Raw genomic sequence first — 26654 nt, 5'->3', positions numbered from 1 at the left:
GGTCGCCGGCGCCCCGACGGTCAGCGGCGGCGCTCGTTGCGCTCGCGCGGCAAGTTGCCGAATACCCGGCGCATCTCGCCGGCCAGTGCCTCGTCCTGCTCCGGGAAGTACTCGCCCTCCCAGCGCGTCAGTGCGTCGTTCTCGAACCACACGGTCAGGTTCTTGACCTCGGTCCGGCCCAGGCGGCCGGTGCGCTGCGAGGCCGTGTAGTCCCAGCGCTGCTGGTGGAACGGGTCGGCGATCGAGGGCGAACCCAGCAGGGCCATGACCTGCTGCTTGTCCATGCCGGCCTGCAGCTGCTCCACCGCGGACTCCTCGAGCAGGCTGCCCTGGTAGATCGGCTGCTTGTAGACGATGCCGCAGCCGGCGACGGCGCTGGCGAGGAGGAGGGGAAGCAGGAGTTTGCGCATGGACTCGCGGGCCGAATGGAAACGCGCCGATGATACACTCACCGCGACCGCCGCAACCGCGGCCGCGCGGCCGGCGTTCAGCGCCCGCTGACCGGCGCGCCGCCGATGAAGAGACGCCATGGAATCACTGGACCTGCGCAAGGCCGGGCTGAAGGTGACGCATCCGCGGATGCGCATCCTCGAATTGCTCGAACAGAAGACCCCCCAGCACCACATGACCGCGGAGGACATCTACCGCCATTTGCTGGAGCAGGGCGACGAGATCGGGTTGGCGACGGTGTACCGGGTGCTGACGCAGTTCGAGGCCGCGGGCCTGGTGCTCAAGCACAACTTCGAGGGCGGGCACGCCATCTACGAGCTCGACCGCGGCGGCCACCACGACCACATGGTCGATGTCGACAGCGGCAAGATCGTCGAGTTCGAGAGTCCCGAGATCGAACGCCTGCAGCGCGAGATCGCCGAGCGGCACGGTTTCGTGCTCGAGGACCATTCGCTGGTGCTGTACGTGCGCAAGAAGAAGTAGGGCGGGACTTCGGGCTCAAGAAGGCGCGAAAAAAGCGACGTGCCCTTGCTCGTCATCCAGGCGTAGGCCGAAGTGCTTCAACCGCCGAAGGCGGGTCATCCACCTTCACCTCAGCGTTTCCCGTGAGGTCCGACATGGATCCCGGCCTGCGCCGGGATGACGGTTGACAGGCTGCCGGTGAGCGTGATGCTGCCGTCCCGATTCCCGATTCCCGATTCCCGAATCCCGGCCCTCAAACAACCTCCGCCAGCAGCCGCTTCGCCGCCGCCCGCGCCTCGCGACTGACCTCGACGCCGCCGAGCATCCGCGCCAGTTCCTCCTGGCGCTGGCGGACATCCAGCCGCCGCACCTCGCTCTCGGTCACGCCGGAATCGGCCGACTTGCTGACCAGGTAGTGCGCATGCCCCTGCGCCGCGACCTGCGGCAGGTGGGTGACGCACAGGACCTGCCGGCTCTCGCCCAGCGCGCGCAGCTTCTGGCCGACGATCCCGGCCACAGCGCCGCCGATGCCGGAGTCGACCTCGTCGAACACCATGGTCGGCACCGCGTCCAGCCCCAGTGCCGCGACCTCGATCGCCAGCGAGATGCGCGACAGCTCGCCGCCGGAAGCGACCTTGCGCAGCGGGCGCGGCGGTTGTCCGGCATTGGCGGAGACCAGGAACTCGACCCGCTCGCCGCCCTGCGGATCCGGGCGCGATTCCGGCTGCGGTTCGATCCCGATCTCGAAGCGGCCACCGCCCATGCCGAGCTCCGCGATCAGCGCGGTGGTGGCGCGGCCGAGATCGTCCGCGGCCTTCCTGCGGGCCTGGCCTAGTGCCGCCGCGGCCCGGCGCCAATGCGCCGCGGCCGCCTCGATTTCGCCGTCGAGCGCGCCGAGGCGCGCACCGGCGTGTTCCAGTGCATCGAGTTCCGCGGCGAGGGCATCGCGGTGCGTCGCCAGAGATTCCGGCGCGACGCGGTGCTTGCGGGCGAGATCGTGCAGGCGGCCGAGGCGGCGCTCGAACTCCTCCAGCCGACCGGGATCGAGGTCGAGGTCGTCGCGCAGCCGTTGCAGCAGCAGCTGCGCCTCGTCGAGCTGGATGCCGGCGGCCTCGAGCATCGCGTCGACCTCGCCCAGCCGCGGTTCGTGCTCCTGCACCCGCGACAGCTCGCTGCGCAGGCGCTGCAGCTGGCGCGACAGCGAATGCTCCTCGCCGAGCGCGGCCAGGGTCGCCTCGCAGGCGGCGATGAGGGCCGCGGCATGGGCCTGGCGGCGGTGGCCCGCCTCCAGCTCGGCGATGGCGTCCGCGTCCAGCGCCTCGTTCTCCAGTTCCTGCAGCTGGTGCGCCAGCCAGTCGCGGCGCTCGCCGACGTCGCCGCCGTGCGACAGCGTCTCGCGCTCGCGCAGCAGGCCGGACCAGGCCGCCGCCGCCGCCGCGACCCGGTCGAGCAGCGGGCCATGGCGCCCATAGGCGTCGAGCAGGGCCAGTTGGCTGCCGCGCGACAGCAGCGCCTGGTGTTCGTGCTGACCGTGGATCTCCACCAGATGGCCTGCGAGTTCGCCGAGCTGCGACAGCGTCGCCGGGCGGCCGTTGATCCAGGCCCGCGAGCCGCCGTCGGCGCGCAGGGTGCGCCGCAGCTGGCAGGCGTCGCCGTCGTCGAATTCCTGCGCCCGCAACCAGGCCAGCGCCGCCGGTGCGTCGCCGAGGTCGAATTCGGCGCTCAGCTCGGCACGCGCCGCGCCGTGCCGGACCATGCCGCTGTCGGCGCGCAGGCCGGACAGGAAACCCAGCGCGTCGACCAGCAGCGACTTGCCGGCGCCGGTCTCGCCCGAGATCGCGGTCATGCCGGGACCGAATTCGAGTTCGGTGGCGCTGGCGACGGCGAAATCGCGGATGGCGAGATGGGTGAGCATGGGGCGGATTGTGCAGCGCGTGACGGGTCCGGGCCAAGCGTCGGCAGGCCTGGCCCGACGGCGACTGCCGCCATCCTCGCCGCCGCCGGTCGCAACCGATGCGACTCGGGGGCGGCCGCCGCTGACGGGCCGCGAAAGCTGAACTGACGAAGCTCTTAAGAAACAGTCACATCCGCGTTCGTCGGCGTCGATCCGTGGCCAAACGGCCTTCCCAGCCGTCACCCCGGATCGGCGCCGGAGGCCGCCGGCAGCCGGATTGGACTTTTCGCACCGTCCTTAGTACACCGTCGCCATGGACGCCACCGACGCTGCCCACAGGCTCGATCCGCGCGCACGGCAGCTTCTGCGGACGCTGATCGCGCGTCACATTCGCGATGGCGAGCCGGTCGGTTCGCAGACGCTGGCCCGGCACGCCGGCCTGGACGTCAGCGCGGCGACGATCCGCAACATCCTCGCCGACCTGGAGGACAGCGGCCTGCTGAGTGCGCCGCACACCTCGGCCGGGCGGGTGCCCACCGCGCAGGGCTACCGGGTGTTCGTCGATTCGCTGCTGCAGCTCAAGCCCTTGCCGGAGAAGGAGGTCGCGCGGCTGCGCGGCGAGCTGCCGGTCGGGATCGGCACCCAGTCGCTGCTCGGCAGCGCCTCGGAACTGGTCTCGGCGATGACCCACTTCGTCGGCGTGGTCAGCGTGCCGCGGCGCGAGCAGTTCGCGTTCCGCTACATCGACTTCGTCGCGGTCGACAGCCAGCGGGTGATGGCGATCCTGGTGTTCGCCGACAACGAGGTGCAGAACCGGCTGATCCAGACCCGCCGCAGCTACGATCCGGGCGAGCTCGAGCGCGTGGCGAACTACCTCAACGCCCAGTTCGCCGGCCGTTCGCTGGCCGACATCCGCGCCACCCTGCTGCAGGAGATGCGCGCGGCGCGCAACGAGATGGAGAACCTGCTGGCGCATACCGTCGAACTGGCCGAGCAGGCGCTGGCGCCCGAGGGCGGCGAGGACATGGTGGTCGCCGGCCAGACCCGGCTGATGGGGCTGCAGGACCTGTCGGACCTGGACCGGCTGCGCGACCTGTTCGACGCGTTCACGCGCAAGCGCGAGATCCTGCAGTTGCTCGAGCGCACCGCCGGCGCGCCCGGCGTGCGCATCTTCATCGGCGAGGAGACCGGCCTGGCCCCGCTCGAGGGCGTCTCGCTGGTGTCGGCGCCGTACTGCTCCTCCGGCCAGGTATTGGGCGTGCTCGGCGTGATCGGGCCGACCCGCATGGCCTACGACCGGGTCATCCCGGTGGTGCAGGCCACGGCCGACGTGCTCGGCGCCGCGCTGGAGTCCTCGCGCGGCGGCTGATTTCCCGCCCCCCGTAGAGCGGAGCTTGCGCCGCGGTGCGGGCTCCGGAGCCGGAGCAGCGGAGCAAGCTCCGCTCTACACGGGGGATGACGGGGCGGCGCACCAGGGTCCGCCCGCGTCGCGAACAGCATGTCCGCTCGCGCACCGCGCGCCCTTGAATCCCGCTCGTCCAACCCCATTGCTGCGCACTGCGGCGGCCGAACGACCGCCACGGAACGGGAAATGAGCAACCAACCGAACGAAAACGAGGCCGGCGGGCAGGCGCCGGAGGATCGGGCGCGGGGCGCCGACCAGGCGGAAGCCACACTGCAGGATCGGATCGAGACGCTGCAGGGCGAACTGGAGCAGTTGCGGGCGCAGTCGCTGATCGAGCGCGCCGACCTGGACAACCAGCGCAAGCGCCTGGCGCGCGATGTCGAGGCGGCCCGCCGCTTCGCCAACGAGCGCCTGCTGGGCGACCTGCTGCCGGTGTTCGACAGCCTGGAAGCGGGCCTCGCGAACGCGCCGGAGGGCGACCCGCTGCAGGCCGGGGTGGAACTCACCCTGCGCCAGCTGCACAAGGTGGCCGAGGGCAACGGCCTGGTCGAGGTGGCGCCGGCGATCGGCGAGGCCTTCGATCCCGAGCGGCACCAGGCGATGAGCGTGGTCGAGTCGCAGGCGGTCGCGCCCGGCGCGATCGTGCAGCTGTTCCAGAAGGGCTACAAGCTGAACGAACGGCTGCTGCGACCCGCGCTCGTGGTGGTCGCCAAGCACGACTGAGGCCCGTCCGCGTGGAGCCGGGCCTGCTCGGCTGCCTCCGGGCTTCGGGGCCGGGAGCAGCGGAGCAAGCTCCGCTCTACGGGGCGACGGCCCTTGAAGGGGAGGGCCGCCCCCCCCACATAGCCCCCATCGGCGGCAGGGCCGCCAGCCCCATTGCATAGCACCAGAAATCCAGAGGGAACCACTCATGGCAAAGATCATCGGCATCGACCTCGGCACGACCAATTCGTGCGTGGCGATCATGGAAGGCGGCAAGACCCGGGTCATCGAGAACAGCGAGGGTGACCGCACCACGCCGTCGATCGTGGCCTACAGCAAGGACGGCGAGGTGCTGGTCGGCGCGTCCGCCAAGCGCCAGGCCGTGACCAACTCCGCCAATACCTTCTACGCGGTCAAGCGCCTGATCGGGCGCAAGTTCGACGACGCCGAGGTGCAGAAGGACATCGACCTGGTCTCCTACAAGATCGTCAAGCACGACAACGGCGACGCCTGGGTCGCGACCGCCGACGGCAAGAAGCTGTCGGCGCAGGAGATCTCCGCGCGCGTGCTCGAGAAGATGAAGAAGACCGCCGAGGACTACCTGGGCGAGAAGGTCACCGAGGCGGTGATCACCGTGCCGGCGTACTTCAACGACTCGCAGCGGCAGGCGACCAAGGACGCCGGCAGGATCGCCGGGCTCGAGGTCAAGCGCATCATCAACGAGCCGACCGCGGCGGCGCTGGCCTACGGCCTCGACAAGACCGGCGCCGACCGCAAGGTCGCCGTGTACGACCTCGGCGGCGGCACCTTCGACGTCTCGATCATCGAGATCGCCGAGGTCGACGGCGAGAAGCAGTTCGAGGTGCTGGCGACCAACGGCGACACCTTCCTCGGCGGCGAGGACTTCGACAAGCGCGTCATCGACTACCTGGTCGACGAGTTCAACAAGGACCAGGGCATCGACCTGCGCAAGGATCCGCTGGCCCTGCAGCGCCTGAAGGACGCGGCCGAGCGCGCCAAGATCGAGCTTTCGAGCTCGCAGCAGACCGAGGTCAACCTGCCATACGTGACCGCCGACGCTTCCGGCCCGAAGCACCTGAACATCAAGCTCACCCGGGCCAAGCTCGAGGCGCTGGTCGAGGACCTGGTGAAGAAGACCATCGAGCCGTGCCGCACCGCGCTCAACGACGCCGGCGTGCGCGCGTCCGAGATCGACGAGGTGATCCTGGTCGGCGGCCAGACCCGCATGCCGAAGGTGCAGCAGGCGGTGGGCGAGTTCTTCGGCAAGGAGCCGCGCAAGGACGTCAACCCGGACGAGGCGGTGGCGATCGGCGCCGCGATCCAGGGCGGGGTGCTGGCCGGCGACGTCAAGGACGTGCTGCTGCTCGACGTGACCCCGCTGAGCCTGGGCATCGAGACCCTGGGCGGCGTGTTCACCAAGATCATCGAGAAGAACACCACGATCCCGACCAAGGCCTCGCAGACCTTCAGCACCGCCGAGGACAACCAGTCCGCGGTGACCGTGCACGTGCTGCAGGGCGAGCGCGAGCAGGCCCGCTTCAACAAGTCGCTGGCCAAGTTCGACCTGACCGGGATCGATCCGGCGCCGCGCGGCATGCCGCAGGTGGAGGTGTCGTTCGACATCGACGCCAACGGCATCCTGCACGTGCACGCCAAGGACAAGAAGACCGGCAAGGAGCAGAAGGTCGAGATCAAGGCCGGCTCCGGCCTCTCCGACGACGAGATCCAGCGCATGGTGTCCGACGCCGAGGCGCATCGCGAGGAGGACAAGAAGTTCCAGGAGCTGGTGCAGGCGCGCAACCAGGCCGACGCCCTGATCCACAGCGCCCGCAGCGCGATCAAGGACAACGGCGACAAGGTGCCGGGCGACGCGATCGGCCGCGCCGAGAGCGCGATCTCCGAGCTGGAAACGGCGATGAAGGGCGACGACAAGGGCCAGATCGAAGCCAAGACCAAGGCGCTGGAGGAAGCGGCGCAGGCGCTGTTCGCCGCCGCCGCCGCGGCCTCCGAGCAGGCGGGCGCGGACGGCGGCGCCGGCAACGCCGAGGCCCGGCAGGCGGACGACGTGGTCGACGCCGAGTTCACCGAAGTCAAGGACGACGATAAGGGCCGGGATTCGTGATTTGGGATTCGGGATTCGAAAAAGCGGGGCTTCGGCTCCGCTCTTGCTGTCCGTTCCAGTCCTGGCCCGTGGCGGCAGTGCTTCCGCTTTTGCCAATCCCTAATCTCGAATCCCCAATCCCGGCTCCATGAAACGCGACTACTACGAAATCCTGGGCGTGCCGCGGAATGCGAGCGAGGAGGAGCTGAAGAAGGCCTACCGCCGTTGCGCGATGAAGCATCACCCGGACCGCAACCCCGGCAACAAGGATGCCGAGGCGGCGTTCAAGGAATGCAAGGAGGCCTACGAAGTCCTGTCCGACGGCGGCAAGCGCCGCATGTACGACCAGTACGGGCACGCTGCGTTCGAGCACGGCATGGGCGGTGGCAACGCCGGCCCCGGCGGTGCCGGTTTCGCCGACATGGGCGACATCTTCGGCGACATCTTCGGCAACATCTTCGGCGGCGGTGCGACGCGCGGCGGTCCGCGCCGCGGCGCGGACGTCGGCTATGTGCTGGAACTGGACCTCGAGGAGGCCGTGGCCGGGGTCGAGAAGCGCATCGAATTGCCGACGCTGGCCGCGTGCAGGGATTGCGCCGGGTCCGGCTCGGAGGACGGCCGCATCGAGACCTGCGGCACCTGCCACGGGCGCGGCCAGGTGCGGATCCAGCGCGGCATCTTCACCATGCAGCAGGCCTGCCCGCATTGCGGCGGCCGCGGCCAGGTGATCAGCAATCCCTGCCACGCCTGCCGCGGCGCCGGCCGCGTGGAGGACGAGAAGGTCCTGTCGGTGAAGATTCCCGCCGGCGTCGATACCGGCGATCGCATCCGGCTGACGGGAGAGGGCGAGGCCGGCCCGGGCGGTTCGCCGCCCGGCGATCTCTATGTCGAGGTGCGGGTGCGTCCGCACGAGTTCTTCGAGCGCGACGGCGACGATCTGCATTGCGAGGTGCCGATCCGCATTTCGCAAGCCGCGCTCGGCGACGTGGTGCGCGTGCCGACGCTGGGCGGCGAGGCGGAGATCCGCGTTCCTGCCGAAACCCAGACCGGCAAGGTATTCCGCCTGCGCGACAAGGGCGTGCGTTCGGTGCGCAGCCGCAAGCCCGGCGACCTGTTCTGCAAGGTCGTGGTCGAGACCCCGGTCAATCTGACCGGCGAGCAGCGCGAACTGCTGGAGCGGTTCGAGGCGACCTTCGCCGGCGACGGCGCCGCGCGCCGTCATTCGCCCAAGTCCAGCACCTTCGTCGACGGCGTGCGCGGCTTCTGGGAGCGCATGACCTCCTGAGCCCTGAGCCGTACCGGACTCGTCCGCGCGCGGCGGGGGGAGGGGCCGTTTGCGGCTTGTCGGGCCGGGCCGCCGCCGGTAGCCTGCGCCGATGCCCGAGGTTCCCGTCCGACTGCTGATCCACGGCGCCTCCGGCCGCATGGGCCGGGCGCTGCTGCGGCTGTGCGCCGGGCGCGACGACTGCCGGCCGGTCGCCGCGGTCTCGCGCACGGTCGGCCAGCGCGTGATCGACGGCGTGCCGCAGTTCGCCACCACCGAGCTGCACGGGGTGCCGGCGTTCGATGTCGCGATCGACTTCAGCCTGCCCGAAGGGGTGGGTGCGATTCTCGCGCTCTGCGTCGAACGCGGCGCCGGTTTCGTTTCCGGCACCACCGGGCTGGCGCAGGCGCAGCAGGACGCGCTGGATGCGGCCGCGAAGCGGATCCCGGTGCTGTCGGCGGCCAACTTCAGCCTCGGCGTGGCGGTGCTCGACGAACTGGTCGAGCGCGCCGCCGGCGCCCTGCGCGGCTGGGACTGCGACATCGTCGAAGCCCACCACGTGCACAAGCAGGATGCGCCGTCGGGCACCGCGCTGGCGCTCGGCGCCTCGGCGCAGCGGGGCGGGGTCGAGGCACGCTACGCCAGTCTGCGCGCCGGCGACATCGTCGGCGAGCACACCGTGCAGTTCAGCGGCACCGGCGAGCGCATCGAGCTGATCCATCGCGCCGGCGACCGGGACATCTTCGCCCGCGGCGCGCTGGCCGCGGCGGTGCGCCTGCACGGCCGCGCGGCGGGCCGGTACCGGTTGCGTGATCTGCTGTTCGCCTAGGACGTATCGACGTTCGCCTTCCATAGCCTCGCAGGAGGGGCTTCAGCCCCGACCCCGGGAAAGCGGGCGGAAGTGCGGAAAAGGCCCGCGCGCGCGGCTTCCCGGCCGATACCGCTCGTTTCCTGTTTCTCCTTGCCGCGATCTTCGGCGGGTCGGGGCTGAGCCCTTCCCACAGAGGTCGGCTCGGCGCCGGGCTGATCCGGCGCCGCGTCGAAGCGTTCGGCCGCCGCCCCGTCGCTGAATCCGGCGTGCGCAGCAGGCGGACGGGCGTTCCCTTTTGCGGGGGGCATCGGTACAATTCCCGCTCGCCTGATGACCGCCGCCCGGACTGGATCGAAGCCACGTCCGCGGTTTCCTGCAGCCGCAGGTCGGCGGGGCAGGGTTTCCCCACACAAGGCGAGCGCCGTGACCCAACCCGCAATTCTGGCACTCGAGGACGGCACCGTCTTCGAGGGCATTTCCGCAGGCGCGCCCGGCCTTTCGGTCGGCGAGGTGGTGTTCAACACCGCGATGACCGGCTACCAGGAGATCGTGACCGATCCCTCCTACGCACGGCAGCTGGTCACCCTGACCTATCCGCACATCGGCAACACCGGCTGCAACGGGCAGGACGACGAAGCGTCGCAGGCCTGGGCGGCCGGCCTGATCGTGCGCGACGTGCCGCGCCGACCCAGCAGCTGGCGCAGCGAACGGGCGCTGCCGGACTGGCTGCGCGAGCGCGGCGTGGTTGCCATCGCCGACATCGATACCCGCAGGCTGACGCGCCTGCTGCGCGACCGCGGCGCGCAGAACGGCGCGCTGATGGCCGGCGACATCGACGTCGAGCACGCGCTGGAGGCCGCGCGCAAGTTCCCCGGGCTGAAGGGCATGGACCTGGCGAAGGAAGTGAGCACGCGCGAGCGCTACGTCTGGTCCGAGGGCGCGCTGGACCTGGACAGCGGCGCGTTCGCGCGCCCCGGGCGCCGGTTCAAGGTCGTCGTCTGGGACTACGGGGTGAAGCGCAACATCCTGCGGATGCTGGCCGAGCGCGGCTGCGAGGTCACCGTGGTGCCGGCGCAGACGCCGTTCGCCGAGGTGCAGTCGCTGCGGCCCGACGGCGTGCTGCTGGCCAACGGTCCGGGCGATCCGGAGCCCTGCGACTACGCGATCGCCGCGGCGCGCGAGTGCATCGCGCACCGGATCCCGACCTTCGGCATCTGCCTCGGCCACCAGCTGCTGGGCCTGGCGGCCGGCGCCAGGACGGTGAAGATGAAGTTCGGCCACCACGGCGCCAACCATCCGGTGCAGGACCTCGACAGCGGCCGGGTGATGATCACCTCGCAGAACCACGGCTTCGCGGTGGACGAGAGCACGCTGCCGGCCAACGTCCGCGTCACCCACCGTTCGCTGTTCGACGGCAGCAACCAGGGCATCGAGCTGACCGAGGCGCCGGCGTTTTCCTTCCAGGGGCACCCGGAGGCCTCGCCCGGCCCGACCGACGTCGCGCCGCTGTTCGATCGATTCGTTGCGCTGATGGAGGCGCGTTGACATGCCGAAGCGCAGCGACATCCGCACCATCCTGATCATCGGCGCCGGGCCGATCGTGATCGGCCAGGCCTGCGAGTTCGACTACTCCGGCGCGCAGGCGTGCAAGGCGCTGCGCGAGGAGGGATACCGGGTGGTGCTGGTCAACAGCAACCCGGCGACGATCATGACCGACCCGGAGATGGCCGACGCGGTCTACATCGAGCCGATCACCTGGCAGATGGTCGAGAAGATCATCGCCAAGGAGAAGCCCGACGCGCTGCTGCCGACCATGGGCGGGCAGACCGCGCTCAACTGCGCGCTCGACCTGGCCGACAACGGCGTGCTGGAGAAGCACGGCGTGGAGCTGATCGGCGCCTCGCGCGGGGCGATCCGCATGGCCGAGGACCGCGAGCTGTTCCGCGTGGCGATGGCCGAGATCGGCCTGGAATGTCCCAAGGCCGCGGTCGCCAGGAGCTTCGGGCAGGCGATGGAGATCCAGGCCGACGTCGGCTACCCGACGATCATCCGCCCCAGCTTCACCCTCGGCGGCAGCGGCGGCGGCATCGCCTACAACCGCGAGGAGTTCGAGGACATCGTCAAGCGCGGCCTCGAGCTGTCGCCCACCCACGAGGTGCTGATCGAGGAGTCGGTGCTCGGGTGGAAGGAGTTCGAGATGGAGGTCGTCCGCGACACCGCGGACAACTGCATCATCGTCTGCTCGATCGAGAACTTCGACCCGATGGGCGTGCACACCGGCGACTCGATCACCGTGGCCCCGGCGCAGACCCTGACCGACAAGGAATACCAGCGCCTGCGCGACGCCTCGGTCGCGGTGCTGCGCAAGATCGGCGTCGACACCGGCGGCTCCAACGTGCAGTTCGGGATCAACGCGCAGACCGGCCGGGTGGTGGTGATCGAGATGAACCCGCGGGTGTCGCGCTCCTCGGCGCTCGCGTCCAAGGCCACCGGCTTCCCGATCGCCAAGATCGCGGCCAAGCTCGCCGTCGGCTACACCCTCGACGAGCTGCGCAACGAGATCACCGGCGGGCTCACCCCGGCCTCGTTCGAGCCGGCCATCGACTACGTGGTCACCAAGATCCCGCGCTTCGCGTTCGAGAAGTTCCCGCAGGCCGACGCCCGCCTGACCACGCAGATGAAGTCGGTCGGCGAGGTGATGGCGATCGGCCGCAGCTTCCAGGAGTCGCTGCAGAAGGCGCTGCGCGGGCTGGAGACCGGCAAGGTCGGGCTGGACCCGACCGGGCTCGACCTGGGCAGCGAGGAGGGCCTGACCGCGCTGCGGCGCGAGGTCAAGGAGCCGGGGCCGGACCGGATGTTCCATCTCGCCGATGCCTTCCGCGCCGGCATGAGCGTGGAGGACGTGCACGCGCTGTCGTTCGTCGATCCCTGGTTCCTCGACCAGATCGAGGAACTGGTCGCCACCGAGCGCGAGGTCGCGGACGCCGGGCTGCAGGCGCTCGACGCCGCGCGCCTGCGCCGGCTCAAGCGCATGGGCTTTTCCGACGCCCGGCTGGCGCAGCTGACCGGCAGCGACGAGCACGCGGTGCGCGCGCTGCGCCGCGCCTTCGACATCCGCCCGGTGTACAAGCGGGTCGACTCCTGCGCGGCCGAGTTCGCCACCACCACCGCCTACATGTACTCGACCTACGAGGACGAGTGCGAGGCGCAGCCGACCGACCGCGACAAGATCATGGTGCTCGGCGGCGGGCCGAACCGGATCGGGCAGGGCATCGAGTTCGACTACTGCTGCGTGCATGCGGCGCTGGCGCTGCGCGAGGACGGGTTCGAGACCATCATGGTCAACTGCAACCCGGAGACCGTCTCCACCGACTACGACACCTCCGACCGGCTGTACTTCGAGCCGCTCACGCTCGAGGACGTGCTGGAGATCGTCGAGCTGGAGCAACCCAAGGGCGTGATCGTGCAGTACGGCGGGCAGACGCCGCTGAAGCTGGCGCGGGCGCTGGAGGCCGCCGGGGTGCCGATCATCGGCACCTCGCCGGACTCGATCGACCTGGCCGAGGACCGCGAGCGCTTCCAGCAACTGGTGCAGAAGCTCCAGCTCGAGCAGCCGCCGAACCGCACCGCGCGCAATCCCGAGGAGGCGCTGGTGCTGGCGCGCGAGATCGGCTACCCGCTGGTGGTGCGGCCGAGCTACGTGCTCGGCGGCCGCGCGATGGAGGTGGTGCACGCCGACATCGACCTGGAGCGCTACATGCGCGAGGCGGTCAAGGTATCGAACGATTCGCCGGTGCTGCTCGACCGCTTCCTCGACAACGCGGTCGAGGTCGACATCGACGTGATCGCCGATGCCGACGGCCAGGTGCTGATCGGCGGGGTGATGGAACACATCGAGGAGGCCGGCGTGCACTCGGGCGATTCGTCCTGCTCGCTGCCGCCGTATTCGCTGTCGCCGGCCACCCAGGCGCGCCTGCGCGAGCAGGTGGTCGCGCTGGCGCGCGGCCTGAACGTGGTCGGCCTGATGAACACGCAGTTCGCGGTCCAGAGCAACGGCGGCGACGACCGGATCTTCCTGCTGGAGGTCAACCCGCGCGCCTCGCGCACGGTGCCGTTCGTGTCCAAGGCCACCGGCTTGCCGCTGGCCAAGATCGCGGCGCGCTGCATGGCCGGGCGCAGCCTGGCCGAACAGGGCGTCACCGAGGAGGTCGTGCCGGACTACTACGCGGTCAAGGAGGCGATCTTCCCGTTCGCCAAGTTCCAGGGCGTGGACCCGATCCTCGGCCCGGAGATGCGCTCGACCGGCGAGGTGATGGGCGTGGGCCGCAGCTTCGGTGCCGCGTTCGCGCGCGCGCAGGAGGCGGCAGGCATTCGCACGCCGCCCGTCTCGGGCAAGGTGTTCGTCTCGGTGCGCGATCCCGACAAGCCGCGGGTACTGCCGGTCGCGCGCGACCTGGTCGGGCGCGGCTACACGCTGGTCGCCACCCGCGGCACCGCGCAGTGGCTGGATGAACACGGCATCGCCTGCGAGCGCATCAACAAGGTGATCGAGGGCCGGCCGCACATCGTCGACCTGATCAAGAACGGCGAGATCGCCTATATCGTCAACACCACCGAGGGCAAGCAGGCGATCGCCGACTCTTTCTCGATCCGGCGCGAGGCGCTGCAGCAGCGGGTCACCTATTCCACGACCATTGCCGGCGCCCGGGCATTGCTGCATTCTCTGGAGTATCGCGGCAGCGGGCCGGTCTGGTCGCTGCAGGAGTTGCACGAGGAACTGAGGCAGAGATGAGAGCACCATTGACGGTTCAGGGCGCGCAGCGGTTGCGCGCCGAACTGGAAGAACTGAAGTCGGTCAAGCGCCCCGCGGTGATCAACGCGATCGCCGAGGCGCGCGCGCACGGCGACCTGAAGGAGAACGCCGAGTACCACGCCGCGCGCGAGCAGCAGGGCTTCATCGAGGGCCGGATCAAGCAGCTCGAGTCCGAGCTGTCGCACGCGCAGGTGATCGACGTGGCGACCCTGAACGCGGGCTCGAAGATCGTCTTCGGCGCGCGCGTGGAACTCGAGGACGTCGAGTCGGAGCAGGGCGCGCCCGACCACATCCGGCGCTACCAGATCGTCGGCGACCTGGAGGCCGACATCAAGCAGGGCCTGATCGCGATCTCCTCGCCGGTGGCGCGCGCCCTCATCGGCAAGCACGAGGGCGATACCGTGACCATCGAGGCGCCGGGCGGCACCCGCGAGTACGACATCGTTTCGGTCCGCTACGGCTAGGCCTGCCGCGCATGGCGAGGACGCCCGACACGACCGGCTCGCGCCTTGCCATCGTCCGGCGAGAGCTTTCTTGCCGCGGACCGACGCGGATGAACGCCGATAGCGCCTATCCGGGTCTCGCGCCGGCGAGGTTCCGCCCGGTTCTCCCGATCCGCGTTCATCCGCGTCGATCCGTGGCGGATGCCTTTTTCCCGGGGGTGCGCGCCTGATGGGTGCCGCGCAGGTCGTGTTCTTGCTGCCCGCCGCCGAGCGGTTCGGCGCGCAGCGGCTGGACGAGGCCGGCGCGCGCGCGCTGGGCCGGGCCGATCGCCTGCAGGACGGGGAGCCGGGGCACCGCCCCCAGCTGTTGCGCCATTTCGAACTGCTGCCGCGGCACTGGCCGATCGCCGCGCTGAGCCGGCAGCTGGACGCCGGCGACGCCGCCGGCTCGGCGTGGCTGCGCGCGGACCCGGCGTACGTCCGGCCCGACATCAACGGTGCGCGCCTGCTCGCCAGCGGCGAGGCGCTGGCGCTGGGCGAGGCGGATGCCGCGGCGCTGCTGCCGGCGCTGAAGCCGCTGTTCGGCGACGCCGGCTTCCCGATCGACGCGCCGGTGCCCGCGCGCTGGTACCTGCGCCTGCCGCCGCAGGCCGGGTTGCCGGAATTCACGGCACCTTCGGAGGCGCTCGGCGCCGACCTGTTCGAGCACCTGGCCGAAGGCGCCGCGGGCAGGCGCTGGCGCACGCTGCTCAACGAGGCCCAGATCCTGCTGCACAACCACCCGTGGAACGCGCGGCGCGTCGAGCGCGGCCTGGCGCCGGTGAATTCGCTGTGGTTCTGGGGCGCCGGCGTACTGCCGGACCACGTGCGCAGCGACTTCGCCGCCGTTACCGGCGAAGAGGAATCGCTGCGCGCGCTGGCCGCCGCCGCCGGCCTGCGCGTGCAGCCGTCGGAGGTACGCTTCGCCGCGCCCGATGTCGACACCCTGGTCGACCTGCGCCCGCTGCGCGACCTGAGGCTGTTCGCGCAGGACTGGCTCGCGCCGGCGCTGCAGGCGATGCAGGCGGGACGCCTGGCGTCACTGCGGCTGGACCTGGAGGACGGCAGTGCCTACCACGTCGCGCGCGGCCAGCGCTGGCGGCTCTGGCGCCGCCCGCAGGCCACCCTGGCGCGATGACCCCGGTGCGCCGCATCCGTCGCCGCGCCGCTGCCGCGGTCGCCGGCGACTGGCCCGGGCACGTGCCGCCGCTGCTGCGCCGCATCTACGCCGCCCGCGGCATCGTCGACGGCGCGCTTGCGCAGCCGCGATTGTCCCGGCTGCTGCCGCCGGACACGCTCACCGGCATCGCCGATGCGGCGGCGCTGCTCGCCGACGCCATCGGCGACTGCCGCCGGATCGTGGTGGTCGGCGACTTCGACTGCGACGGCGCCACCGCCTGCGCGGTGGCGGTGCGCGGCCTGCGCATGCTCGGTGCGCGGGACGTGCTGCCGGCGGTGCCGAATCGCGTGATCCACGGTTATGGCCTGTCGCCGGCGCTGGTGGACGAACTCGCGGCGCTGGGTTCGGAACTGCTGCTCACCGTCGACCACGGCATCGCCTGCCATGCCGGCGTGGCGGCGGCCAAGGCGCGTGGCTGGCGGGTGCTGGTCACCGACCACCACCTGCCGGGCGAGCGGCTGCCGCCGGCGGACGTGATCGTCGATCCGAACCTCGCCGGCGACGGCTTCCCCAGCAAGTGCCTGGCCGGCGTCGGCGTGATCTTCTACGTGCTGCTGGCGCTGCGGGGGCTGCTGCGGACGCGCGGCGCGCTGACCGGCGCCGATCCGGACCTGCGCACGCTGCTCGACCTGGTCGCGGTCGGCACCGTCGCCGACCTGGTGCCGCTGGATGCCAACAATCGTGCGCTGGTCGCCGCCGGGCTGCAGCGCCTGCGCGCCGGGCAGGGCTGCCCGGGGCTGCGCGCGTTGATCGACGTGTCGGGACGGCAGGCGGCGCGGCTGACGGCGGCCGACATCGGCTTCACGGTGGCGCCCAGGCTCAACGCCGCCGGACGGCTGGAGGACATGGCGTTGGGGATCGAGTGCCTGCTGTGCGATGACGGTGCCCACGCCGCGGAACTGGCGCGGCGGCTCGACGGGATCAATGCCGAACGCCGCGGCGTGCAGCAGACGATGGTGGACGAGGCCGAGGCCGCGATCGCGCGCCGCGTGCCGGCGGACATCACCGCCGCGTCGCCCGCGGCGCTGTGCCTGTTCGATCCGGACTGGCACCCGGGCGTGATCGGCCTGGTCGCCTCGAAGCTGAAGGAGCGCCTGCACCGGCCGGTGGTCGCGTTCGCGCCGGCGGAACCGGGCAGCGCCAGCCTGCGCGGTTCGGCGCGTTCGATCCCGGGCTTCCACGTCCGCGATGCGCTGGCCGCGCTGGATGCCGCAAATCCGGGGCTGATGGACAAGTTCGGCGGTCATGCAATGGCCGCCGGCCTCGGCCTCGACGCCGGGCGCTTCGCGGCCTTCGAGCATGCGTTCTGCGCCCACGCCGCGGCCTGCCTCGACGCCTCGGTGCTGCAGGCGGTGCTCGACAGCGACGGCGAGCTGCTGCCGCACGAGTTCGACCGCTTCCATGCCGAGGCGCTGCGCGATGGCGGTCCCTGGGGGCAGGGGTTTCCGGAGCCGCTGTTCGACGGCGAGTTCGAGGTGCTGGACTGGCGGATCGTCGGCGAGCGGCATCTGAAACTGCGGCTGCGCAGCCCGGACCGGCGCGAGCCGCTCGGCGCGATCCAGTTCGGCGGCGCGGATGCCACCGGAGGCGAACCACCGCAGCGCGTGCGCCTGGCCTATCGTCTCGCCGCCGACGACTATCGCGGCGGGCAGGCGATCCAGCTGATCGTGGAGCATCGCGAGACGGCCGGCGCCTGACGGGTCGTTCCCGCGGCGCCGGCCGCATGGGCTCAACGGCCCTTGGCGATCATCCCCTCGATGCGCCTGGCGCGCGCTTCCGAACCGGGGTGGGAGGACATCAGTCCACCCTCGCTGGAGAGCTTGCGGAACATGGTCACCATCGCGCTGGGATCGTACTGGTGCCGCACCATGAATCCATAGCCGTACTCGTCGGCGGCGCCTTCCTCCTTCTGCGAGAACTGCGCGTTGACGACGCCCTCGGCGAGTTCCCCGATCCGGCCCGACGCGAGCGCGCTCACCTGCGAACCACCTGCGACCGAGAGGCCTTCGCGCGCGCTGGAGGAAAGCAGCGCCGTGCGCATCTTGCTCTTGGTGTGGCCCAGCTTGACGTGGCCGATCTCATGGCCGATCACGCCGCGGATCTCGTCGTCCGAGGCGACCTCCATCAGCCCCGAGTACACCCGCACGCAGCCGTTGGCCATCGCCCAGGCGTTGACGTCGTCGGTCTTGTACACCTTGAAATCCAGCGACAGGCCGTCTTCGTTCGCCAGCCCCTCGGTGATGCGCGCCAGGCGCACGGCGTCGGGGTCGTCCTGCGCCGCCACCGGATTGCTCGCGTCCATGTGCGCGCAGGCCTGTTCGGCCGAGGCGATGACTTCCTGGTCGGACAGCGTCAACGCCTTGCCCGCCTTCAGCCCCGCACCCAGTTTTCCGCCCAGGTCGATGGCCGCGGCGCTACCGGCCGCGAACAGGCCGGTCAACAGCAGGCCGGCGAACGGGAGAAGGGAAGAGGCCGGGATGGAATGCTTGCTCCGCATGAGATTGCTCCTTGTAATGGATAGAGGCCCCGTCCGGATGCAACGGAACCGCGAAGCATCATACCTGCGCCCGTGTCGTGTTCATGACCGACTTGCGCGATGCCGGCGCCAGCCCGAACAGCGGACGCAGCAGGGCGGTTCTGCGGATCACGAACTCATGCAGCCACAGGCAGCCCGCGACGGTCCCGGCGAGAACCGCCAGCGGTTCCAGTATCGGTCCCAGCCGCATCGGCGCGAGGGCGAATGCCAGCGGCACAATCAAGCTCTGGTGCAGGACGTACCACGGGTAGACCGCCTCGCTGGCGTAGGGCAGCCAGCGAAACGGCCGATTCAGCAGCGCATGGCTCCAGCCGAAGATCGCCAGCAGCGCAGTCCACGAATACAGGGCGCGGGCGAAGCGTTCGATCATGCCCCAGTCCACATGCAGCGCGAAGGCGGGAATGTCGCCGGGCGGCAGGTAGCGCCCGGCCGCCCGCAGCGACAGCTCGAGCGCGATCGCCGTCAGCGCGAGCGCCAGCATCCGGCCGCGCATCGCCTGCACGCCGCTCCAGAACCGCTGTTCGCGCGCGACGACCCAGCCGGCCAGAAAGAACGCGAAGTACTTCGCATGTGCGTACCAGTCGCCGAATAGCGCATGGGTTTCCGGGAACCGCGGCTGCAGCCACCACGAGCAGGAGAAGAGCCAGGCCACCGGCAGCAGTACCCACCATACGCGGCGTTGCCGGAACAGCCGGCCATGGAGCCGCCGCCAGCCGCCGCTGCCCATCGCCGGTGCGAGCAGGAGCAGCGCCATGCTGTAGATCCAGACGTAGGCGAGATACCAGAGATGGTTCCAGGTGACGCCGTAGCCGGCGCCGCTCCAGCCTCCGTCGGGCCACGGCCGCAGCTGCAGGTAGCGCCACAGGAAACCGCCGAAGCCGGGAGCGATCGCGCCATTGGCCAGCGCCTCGCAGTAGGCCTGGACCGGGACGATCGCCAGCATGCCGAACGCCAGCGGCAGCAGCAGCCGCCGGCTGCGCGACAGGCAGAGCCGCGAGGCCGGGCGCGAGACCATGGCCAGGCCGAGCGCCATGCCGGAAATCGCGAACAGCAGCGGCATCCGCCAGCGGTTCAAGGCGATCATCGGCCACTGCAGCCATTCGGCCTGGTGGAGGCTCTTGACGTGATATCCCCACTCGGTGACGTAGACCATGCCGACGTGGTAAAGGATCAGCAGGGCGAACGCGAACACGCGCAGGGCGTCGATGTCGTGGCGGCGCGGCATGGGATGGACCGGGAGCGGTGGATGCCTGGAGTTTTCGCGCGGCGACGGCCGGCCGCCAGCCGAATGTGGCGCGGCGACGCCCTGCGGGGACGAACCGCGGAGGGCAGGGACGAACCGCAGGGCGGGCCGCGAGGCGCGGGACTACAATGCGCAAATGACAGAAGCCCCAATGGACGATGCCGACCGGCCAAGGGATTTCTGGAGCCGGCACCTTTCCTGGCGCCGCCCGTTCGAGATCATCCTGTGGGTGCTGGTGTTCGGCATCAGCGCCGTGGCCAATACGGCCGTCACCCTGATCGACGCCGAACGCTACGGACAGGTGCTCGAGGCCTGGAAGCCGGCGACCTGGGAGGGCAGCAGCGCACTGGTGTCGCTGCTGCTTCTGCCGCCGCTGCTGTGGTTCTGCGAACGCTGGCCTCTGCATGCCGATACCTGGCGCCGGCGCCTGCCTGCCTATCTCGTCGCCAGCCTGCTCTGGTCGCTGCTGCACGTCGCGGGCATGGTACTGCTGCGCATGGCCGTCTACGTGGCGATGGGAGAGCGCTACGATTTCGATTGGGCGCGCGAGCTGCCTTACGAGTACCTGAAGGACGCCCGCACGTTCGCCCTGATCGTATTCCTTGCCCACAGCTACAGCTGGCTCTGGCGCAGGTTCCAGGGCGAGGTGCGGCTGCTCGCCACCCCCGATCCCGGCATTCCCGACGAACGGGCGGGGCAGGGCGATCGGCCGGAGCGCTTCCTGGTGCGCAAGCTCGGCCGCGAGTTCCTAGTCGCCGCCGGCGACATCGAGTGGCTGCAGGCCTCGGGCAACTACGTCAACCTGCGGATGCGGGGACACGACTATCCGCTGCGCAGCACCCTCTCCGGGATCGAGTCGAAGCTGGACCCGGCCCGGTTCGCCCGCATCCACCGCAGCTACATCGTCAATCTCGACCAGGTGGACTCGATCGAGCCGCTGGACAGCGGCGACGCGCGGGTCCGCATGCGCACCGGCGATATCGTTCCATGCAGCCGCCGCTACCGCGAGGCGCTGCGCAACCGGTGACGACCCGCGTGGCCGGCGACCCGAATGCGGAAAACCCCGCCGGGATTGCTAGACTATCCGGCCTTCATCTCCATGATGCAGCCATGATCGAACTCAATCCCGTCCGCCAGCGCATCGCCGACCTGCAGGGCCGGCTGGATGCGCTGAGGGGGTATCTTTGACTACGACGCCAAGCGTGAGCGTCTGGAAGAGGTAGAGCGCGAGCTCGAGGATCCCAACGTCTGGAACGATCCGGAACGCGCCCAGACCCTGGGTCGCGAACGCTCGTTGCTGGACAAGACCGTCAACGGCCTCAGCCAGCTGCGGGAAGGACTGGCCGGCGCCGGCGAACTGCTCGACCTGGCCGAGGCCGAGGGCGACGAGGACACCGCGCAGGCGGTGGTCGACGACGTCGAGCGCTACGCCGACGGCGTCGACAAGCTCGAGTTCCAGCGGATGTTCTCCGGCAAGATGGATTCGGCCGCCGCGTTCGTCGACATCCAGGCCGGCGCCGGCGGTACCGAGGCGCAGGACTGGGCCGAGATGCTGCTGCGCATGTACCTGCGCTGGGCGGAGTCGCGCGGCTGGAAGACCGAGCTGATGGAGGTCAGCGGCGGCGAGGTCGCGGGCATCAAGTCGGCCACGGTGCGGATCGAGGGCGATTTCGCCTACGGCTGGCTGAAGACCGAGACCGGCGTGCACCGGCTGGTGCGCAAATCGCCGTTCGACTCGGACAACCGCCGCCATACCAGCTTCACCTCGGTGTTCGTCTCGCCCGAGGTCGACGACGACATCGACATCGACATCAATCCCGCCGACCTCAGGACCGACGTGTACCGTTCCTCGGGCGCCGGCGGCCAGCACGTCAACAAGACCGAGTCCGCGGTGCGCATCACCCACGTGCCGACCGGCATCGTGGTGGCGTGCCAGACCGGCCGCAGCCAGCACGCCAACCGCGACACCGCGATGAAGATGCTGGCGGCCAAGCTGTACGAGCTGGAAGTGCAGAAGCGCAACGCCGAGCGCGACGCGGTGGAGGCCACCAAGTCCGACATCGGCTGGGGCAGCCAGATCCGCAACTACGTGCTCGACCAGAGCCGGATCAAGGACCTGCGCACCGGCATCGAGCGCAGCGACACCCAGAAGGTGCTCGACGGCGACCTGGACGAGTTCGTGGAGGCCAGCCTGAAGTCCGGCCTGGAAGCGGGTTCCAAACGCGCCGACGCGGTGTAATCCTCCGTTTTCCCGGCCATGTGGGAGCGACGGAAGTCGCGCCCGGATGCCTTGACCACAGTCGCGACTTCCGTCGCTCCCACAGATCCGCTCCCTATGCCTGATCACAGCCAGCAGCCCCCCGCCGACGACAATGCCCTGATCACCGAGCGCCGCGGCAAACTCAGGGCCTTGCGCGGGCAAGGCGTGGCGTTCCCCAACGACTTCCGCCGCGCCGACCACGCCGGCGACCTGCAGGCCGAGTTCGCCGACGCGGAGCAATGGACCGGCGAAGCCCTGGAAGCGACCGGGCGCCGCGTCGCCCTGGCCGGCCGCCTGCTGGCCAAGCGGGTGATGGGCAAGGCCGCTTTCGCGCAGATCCAGGACGTCAGCGGGCGCATCCAGCTGTTCCTGCAGGCGGCCACGCTGGGCGAGCGCTACGACGCGTTCAAGGGCTGGGACGTCGGCGACATCGTCGCGGCCGAAGGCACGCTGATGCGGACCCGGACCGGCGAACTGTCGATCAAGGTCGACGCGTTGCGGCTGTTGACCAAGTCTCTGCGGCCGCTGCCCGACAAGTGGCACGGGCTGGCCGACGTCGAGCAGCGCTACCGCCAGCGCTACGTCGACCTCATCGTCACTCCGGAGGCGCGCGAGGTGTTCGTCAAGCGCTCGCGCATCATCGCCGCGATCCGGCGCTGGCTGGACGCGCGCCGCTTCCTCGAGGTCGAGACGCCGATGATGCACTACATCGTCGGCGGCGCCGTCGCGCGCCCGTTCGTCACCCATCACAACGCCCTCGACCTGGAGCTGTACCTGCGGGTGGCGCCGGAGCTCTACCTCAAGCGGCTGGTGGTGGGAGGGTTCGAGCGCGTCTACGAGATCAACCGCAACTTCCGCAACGAGGGCGTCTCGACCCGGCACAACCCCGAGTTCACCATGCTCGAGCTCTACGAGGCCTATGTCGGCTACGGCGAGGTGATGGACCTGACCGAGACCATGATCCGCGATGTGGCGCAGGAGACCCTCGGCACCACCGCGCTGCAATGGGAAGGCCATGCCATCGACCTGGCGCCGGCGTTCCGGCGCTGGAGGCTCGAGGAGGCGGTGCGCGAACTCAATCCTGGCATCTCCGTGGCCGACTGCCGCGATCGCGACGCCCTGGCGCGGCACTGCGAGCGGCTGCGGATCCCGCTCATGCCCTCCTGGGGCTGGGGCAAGCTGCTGCTGGAGATCTTCGAGAAGACGGTCGAGGCGGGGCTGGTGCAACCGACCTTCATCACCCATTACCCGGTCGAGGTCTCGCCGTTGGCCCGCGAGTCCGATACCGACGCCGGCATCACCGACCGCTTCGAGCTGTTCGTGGGCGGCAAGGAGCTGGCCAACGGCTTCTCGGAGCTGAACGATCCCGAGGACCAGGCGGCGCGGTTCCGCGCCCAGGCGGCGGCCAAGGCCGGCGGCGACGACGAGGCCATGCACTACGATGCCGATTACGTCCGGGCGCTGGAGGTCGGCATGCCGCCGACCGGCGGCCTGGGGGTGGGAATCGACCGGTTGGTGATGCTGTTCACCGATTCGGCCTCGATCCGCGATGTATTGTTGTTCCCGTACATGCGCCCGGAGCCGGGCGAGCAGGGCAAAGTGTGACCTTGCCGGTCAACTGCTGTCGCAACGGCACGGCGGTTTCCGTTTCAAGAGGAGGGACTGCCCAGATTTCACGCGGACTTTTGAGGCATGGGACTTGCTTGCCACCCCCGAGACCGGCAACTATCCAGAACCGTCCGGGGGGATCGGTTCCGGCCAACGAGACTGCGATGTGAATATCGTCATCGTCGACGACCAGACATCCGCGCGCACCATGCTGCGGCACATCCTCGAGGACATCAGTCCGGAACTCGCGGTCCTCGACTTCGGCGACCCGCAGGTAGCCCTGCAGTGGTGCCATGACAACCGCCCGGACCTGCTGCTGCTCGACTACCGGATGCCGGGTATCGACGGACTCGAGTTCGCCCGCCGCTTCCGGCGTCCGCTGCTGCACCGCGACGTGCCGATCGTGCTGGTCACGGTGGTGGGCGACGAGCCGGTGCGACAGGCGGCGCTCGACGCCGGCGTGATCGACTTCCTGGTCAAGCCGATCCGCCCGCGCGAGCTGCGCGCCCGCTGCCGCAACCTGCTGCAGCTGCGCCAGCACTCGGAATCGGTGAAGCAGCGCGCGTTGTCGCTGGAGCAGCGGTTGCTGTCGAGCATGCACGAAGTCGAGGAGCGCGAGCGCGAGACCCTGACCCGCCTGGCGCGCGCCATTGCCTACCGCGACGCCGGCACCAGCGCCAACCTCGAGCGGGTGGCCCACATCGCCGGCATGATCGCCGACGAGATGGGGCTGTTCGAGGACGAGGTGCGGATGATCGAGCTGGCCGCGCCACTGCACGACATCGGCAAAATCGCCATCCCCGATGCCCTGCTGATGAAGTCCGGCCCGCTCAACGAGGAGGAGACCGCGTTGATGCGCAAGCATCCGCAGATCGGCTACGACCTGCTCAGCGGCAGCCAGAACCGCTTCATCCAGCTCAGCGCCACGATCGGGCTGCGGCACCAGGAGCGCTACGACGGCAGCGGCTATCCCGACGGGCTGGTCGGCGAGGCGATCCCGGTCGAGGCGCGGATCGTGGCCGTCGCCGACGTGTTCGACGCGCTGATTTCACTGCGCCCCTACAAGCGGGCCTGGACGATCGACGAGGCGCTGGACTACATCGGCGAGAACAGCGGCAAGCTGTTCGATCCGCGCTGCGTCGATGCGCTGATGAAGAACAAGGGCAAGCTGGAGGAGATTTCCCGTCGTTTCGACGGGACCTCCGCCCGCCAAGACCTGCAGTGAGCGTCCCATGAGCACTCTGGTTGAATGGACCAAGACCCGCCTCACCGGCCGACCGGACAGCGAACATGGCCAGGCGATGGTGAGGCTGACCATTGCCAGCTTGATCCTGCTCTACCTAGCCGTCTTGCGGACCGTCGAAGGCGCGACTCAGGTCAACACGATGATTGCGGTCATGGCAGCCGAATCCGTGGTCGCGCTGCTGATAATGGCAGCGATCCTGAAAAACCCGGGCAGGTCCGATCTGCGACGTGTCTTCGGCATGATTACCGACTACACCACGCTGGCGATGCTGATGTCGCTCAATGCGCCAGCTCTGTCGCCGCTTTACGTCATTATCATGTGGGTCACGATCGGCAACGGCCTGCGTTTCGGCACGCGTTATCTCTATGCGGCCTCCGCCTTGGCTGCTGTTGCATTTCTAGTGGTCATCGTGATCAACCCGTTCTGGCGTAACCAGCCGTATCTCGCCGGCGGATTGTGGGTCGGGCTGGTGGCCATTCCAGGATATCTGTCCTCTCTGCTGACGAGCTTGCATCGGGCGACCGAGGAGGCAAAGCGTGCAAACGAGGCCAAATCCAGGTTCCTCGCCAGCATGAGCCATGAGTTTCGTTCGCCACTGAACGGGATCATCGGAATGTCCGAGTTGATGCGCAGCAGCAAGCTTTCGACCGAACAGCGCGAATACTCGGATGTTATCCACGCGTCCGCCCAGTCACTGCTGTTGATGGTCGAGGACGTGCTCGACATCTCCGCCATCGAATCCGGAAAGCTCAAGCGCAAGGACGCCGATTTCGACCTGCGTGAGGTGATTCGCCGGCTGGCGCAGATGATGCAGCCGCAGGCCGAAGCGAAGGGGCTCAAGCTCTCGGTTTCCATTGATCCCGATGTTCCCACCAGCCTTTATGGCGATGGCGCCTATCTCACGCAGATCCTCGTTAACCTCTCCCACAACGCGGTTAAATTCACAGAGCATGGTTCGGTGTCCGTGAGCGTGCATCTGCTAGGCCGCGCCACGGGCGGCGATCAGGCGCGCCTTCGGTTCTCGGTACGGGATACCGGCATCGGCGTGCCAGACGATCACAAGCAGCGGATATTCGGCGCTTTCGAGCAAGTGGATTCTGGCCCGACCCGAAGGTTCGGCGGTACCGGCCTGGGAACCACGATCGCCAAGACGTTCGCGCAGCTGCTGCAGGGTGAAATCGGGCTGGAGGACAACCCCGGCGGCGGCAGCCATTTCTGGGTCGACATTCCCTTCGCTGAGGGGGCGCGGAGCCCCCGCAACGACAGCAATATCGTAGCGTTCGACGATCCCTTCGTCCGCCACAAGGCCCGCGTGTCGAGTCTCAGGGTACTGATCGCAGACGACCAGTACGCCAACCGAGCGGTCCTGACCAGGATTCTCGAGCGCGCAGGCCACAAGGTGCAATCCGCAAACGATGGCGAGCTGGCCCTCGATATCCTGGAGTCAGGCAATGTCGACCTGGCGGTGATCGACATGCACATGCCGAATCTCAGCGGGATCGACGTCATCAGGCAGCTTCGATTCATGCAAGCTGGATCGAAGCGTACCCCGATCATCGTCCTCAGTGCCGATGCGACGCTCGAAGCGGCGCGCCAAGCGACGGAAGCGGGAGCGCAGGCGTTCCTGACCAAGCCCGTCATGGTCACCAAGTTGCTGGAAACCATCGCCGGACTTCAGGGCGACCCGCGCAAACTGCAAGGGATGCGGTTCGCCGAAGAGAACCTGCGGGCGGTCACCAATCCGGACGTTCTGGAGGAACTTGCCGCTATGGGCCTGGGCGATGGTTTTCTCGCCAAATTCGTCGGTCAGTGCATTAGAGATGCCGACGAATGCATGAATCAGTTGAAAACTAGCGCAGCGGACCGGAATTGGGAAGCTTTCCGGGATGCGGCCCATGCGCTCAAGGGCGTAAGCGAGAATCTCGGAGCGAAAGCGCTTGCGGAGCGATGCCAGCAGGTGATGGGGGCAACCAGCGGAAGCTTGTCACGGGAGCATGCCAGGATCGTCTCCGAGATGTCGACCCAATTCGCGAGCGTGGCCGAGCAGAGCAGGCGGGAAGTAACCCGCCTGTCCGGACAGCAGGTTTCCCCCAACAGCGGCCGTGATACCCTCGAATGATCAAGGTATCGTCCGTTCCGGAAGCTTCCGGAACGGACGCGTCAAGATCCCCTCTTC

21 protein-coding genes are annotated in these 26654 nt (G+C 69.3%); 17 read left to right on the top strand and 4 right to left on the bottom strand.

The window, feature by feature from the left end; all coding sequences use genetic code 11:
* Window positions 1-20 precede the first annotated feature (20 nt).
* Entirely contained in the window at window positions 21-410 is a 390-nt protein-coding gene (locus U3649_RS12615; RefSeq protein ID WP_407351668.1) for an outer membrane protein assembly factor BamE, read from the bottom strand.
* Between the two features lie 118 nt (window positions 411-528).
* On the opposite strand from U3649_RS12615, the gene fur reads away from it, so the two are divergent.
* Window positions 529-933: a ferric iron uptake transcriptional regulator gene (fur, locus tag U3649_RS12610; protein ID WP_149193531.1), complete on the top strand. Its 405-nt coding sequence runs from the start codon at window positions 529-531 to the stop codon at window positions 931-933.
* A 232-nt stretch (window positions 934-1165) separates the two neighbouring features.
* Here fur and recN read toward each other — a convergent pair whose 3' ends face one another.
* Window positions 1166-2827, bottom strand: a complete 1662-nt coding sequence (gene recN / locus U3649_RS12605; protein WP_407351667.1) for a DNA repair protein RecN — start codon at window positions 2825-2827, stop codon at window positions 1166-1168.
* 292 nt (window positions 2828-3119) lie between these two features.
* Here recN and hrcA point away from each other — a divergent pair, with 292 nt between their 5' ends.
* The 10 genes from hrcA (at window position 3120) to recJ (ending at window position 17282) form a co-directional block, all read left to right on the top strand.
* Entirely contained in the window at window positions 3120-4175 is a 1056-nt protein-coding gene (hrcA, locus tag U3649_RS12600) for a heat-inducible transcriptional repressor HrcA (RefSeq protein WP_407351666.1), read from the top strand.
* A 222-nt stretch (window positions 4176-4397) separates the two neighbouring features.
* Complete coding sequence (gene grpE / locus U3649_RS12595; protein WP_407351665.1) at window positions 4398-4934, top strand: nucleotide exchange factor GrpE; 537 nt, start codon at window positions 4398-4400, stop codon at window positions 4932-4934.
* 187 nt (window positions 4935-5121) lie between these two features.
* Window positions 5122-7056, top strand: a complete 1935-nt coding sequence (dnaK, locus tag U3649_RS12590; protein ID WP_407351664.1) for a molecular chaperone DnaK — start codon at window positions 5122-5124, stop codon at window positions 7054-7056.
* A 127-nt stretch (window positions 7057-7183) separates the two neighbouring features.
* Complete coding sequence (gene dnaJ, locus U3649_RS12585) at window positions 7184-8320, top strand: molecular chaperone DnaJ (protein ID WP_407351663.1); 1137 nt, start codon at window positions 7184-7186, stop codon at window positions 8318-8320.
* A 91-nt stretch (window positions 8321-8411) separates the two neighbouring features.
* Window positions 8412-9128 carry a 4-hydroxy-tetrahydrodipicolinate reductase gene (gene dapB, locus U3649_RS12580; RefSeq protein ID WP_407351662.1) on the top strand — a complete coding sequence of 239 codons (717 nt, stop codon included), beginning with the start codon at window positions 8412-8414 and terminating at the stop codon, window positions 9126-9128.
* Window positions 9129-9533: 405 nt separating this feature from the next.
* Window positions 9534-10655, top strand: a complete 1122-nt coding sequence (gene carA, locus U3649_RS12575) for a glutamine-hydrolyzing carbamoyl-phosphate synthase small subunit (RefSeq protein ID WP_407351661.1) — start codon at window positions 9534-9536, stop codon at window positions 10653-10655.
* A gap of 1 nt (window position 10656) precedes the next feature.
* Window positions 10657-13902, top strand: a complete 3246-nt coding sequence (gene carB / locus U3649_RS12570; protein WP_407351660.1) for a carbamoyl-phosphate synthase large subunit — start codon at window positions 10657-10659, stop codon at window positions 13900-13902.
* Complete coding sequence (greA, locus tag U3649_RS12565) at window positions 13899-14387, top strand: transcription elongation factor GreA (protein WP_407351659.1); 489 nt, start codon at window positions 13899-13901, stop codon at window positions 14385-14387. Before carB ends, greA begins: the two co-directional genes overlap by 4 nt.
* Window positions 14388-14595: 208 nt before the next feature.
* A complete protein-coding gene (locus tag U3649_RS12560; RefSeq protein ID WP_407351658.1) occupies window positions 14596-15543 on the top strand; it encodes a phosphoglycerate mutase in 948 nt (315 codons plus the stop codon).
* Entirely contained in the window at window positions 15540-17282 is a 1743-nt protein-coding gene (recJ, locus tag U3649_RS12555) for a single-stranded-DNA-specific exonuclease RecJ (RefSeq protein WP_407351657.1), read from the top strand. The genes U3649_RS12560 and recJ overlap by 4 nt, the downstream gene beginning before the upstream one ends.
* A gap of 32 nt (window positions 17283-17314) precedes the next feature.
* Here recJ and U3649_RS12550 read toward each other — a convergent pair whose 3' ends face one another.
* Together U3649_RS12550 and U3649_RS12545 are read right to left on the bottom strand one after the other, a co-directional pair.
* Complete coding sequence (locus U3649_RS12550) at window positions 17315-18082, bottom strand: M48 family metallopeptidase (protein ID WP_407351656.1); 768 nt, start codon at window positions 18080-18082, stop codon at window positions 17315-17317.
* Between the two features lie 58 nt (window positions 18083-18140).
* Complete coding sequence (locus U3649_RS12545) at window positions 18141-19346, bottom strand: acyltransferase family protein (protein ID WP_407351655.1); 1206 nt, start codon at window positions 19344-19346, stop codon at window positions 18141-18143.
* Window positions 19347-19500: 154 nt separating this feature from the next.
* Between U3649_RS12545 and U3649_RS12540 the strand changes: the two genes are divergently transcribed.
* From U3649_RS12540 to U3649_RS12515, 6 genes are all read left to right on the top strand, one after another.
* Window positions 19501-20391, top strand: a complete 891-nt coding sequence (locus tag U3649_RS12540; RefSeq protein WP_407351654.1) for a LytTR family DNA-binding domain-containing protein — start codon at window positions 19501-19503, stop codon at window positions 20389-20391.
* A complete protein-coding gene (locus U3649_RS12535; protein WP_407354683.1) occupies window positions 20388-20552 on the top strand; it encodes a hypothetical protein in 165 nt (54 codons plus the stop codon). The genes U3649_RS12540 and U3649_RS12535 overlap by 4 nt, the downstream gene beginning before the upstream one ends.
* A protein-coding gene (gene prfB / locus U3649_RS12530; RefSeq protein ID WP_407351653.1) for a peptide chain release factor 2 occupies window positions 20475-21603 on the top strand; the annotation gives its coding sequence in 2 pieces (ribosomal slippage) (window positions 20475-20549 and window positions 20551-21603; 1128 coding nt in all). The genes U3649_RS12535 and prfB overlap by 78 nt, the downstream gene beginning before the upstream one ends.
* Window positions 21604-21699: 96 nt before the next feature.
* Window positions 21700-23229: a lysine--tRNA ligase gene (gene lysS, locus U3649_RS12525; RefSeq protein ID WP_407351652.1), complete on the top strand. Its 1530-nt coding sequence runs from the start codon at window positions 21700-21702 to the stop codon at window positions 23227-23229.
* Window positions 23230-23371: 142 nt separating this feature from the next.
* Window positions 23372-24457: an HD domain-containing phosphohydrolase gene (locus U3649_RS12520; RefSeq protein WP_407354612.1), complete on the top strand. Its 1086-nt coding sequence runs from the start codon at window positions 23372-23374 to the stop codon at window positions 24455-24457.
* Between the two features lie 7 nt (window positions 24458-24464).
* Complete coding sequence (locus U3649_RS12515; protein ID WP_407351651.1) at window positions 24465-26597, top strand: response regulator; 2133 nt, start codon at window positions 24465-24467, stop codon at window positions 26595-26597.
* The last annotated feature ends 57 nt before the right edge of the window (window positions 26598-26654 follow it).

This window comes from Luteimonas sp. R10 (genome assembly GCF_045689605.1).
GTDB lineage: Bacteria > Pseudomonadota > Gammaproteobacteria > Xanthomonadales > Xanthomonadaceae > Luteimonas.
This window is presented reverse-complemented; position numbering and strand designations above follow the sequence as displayed.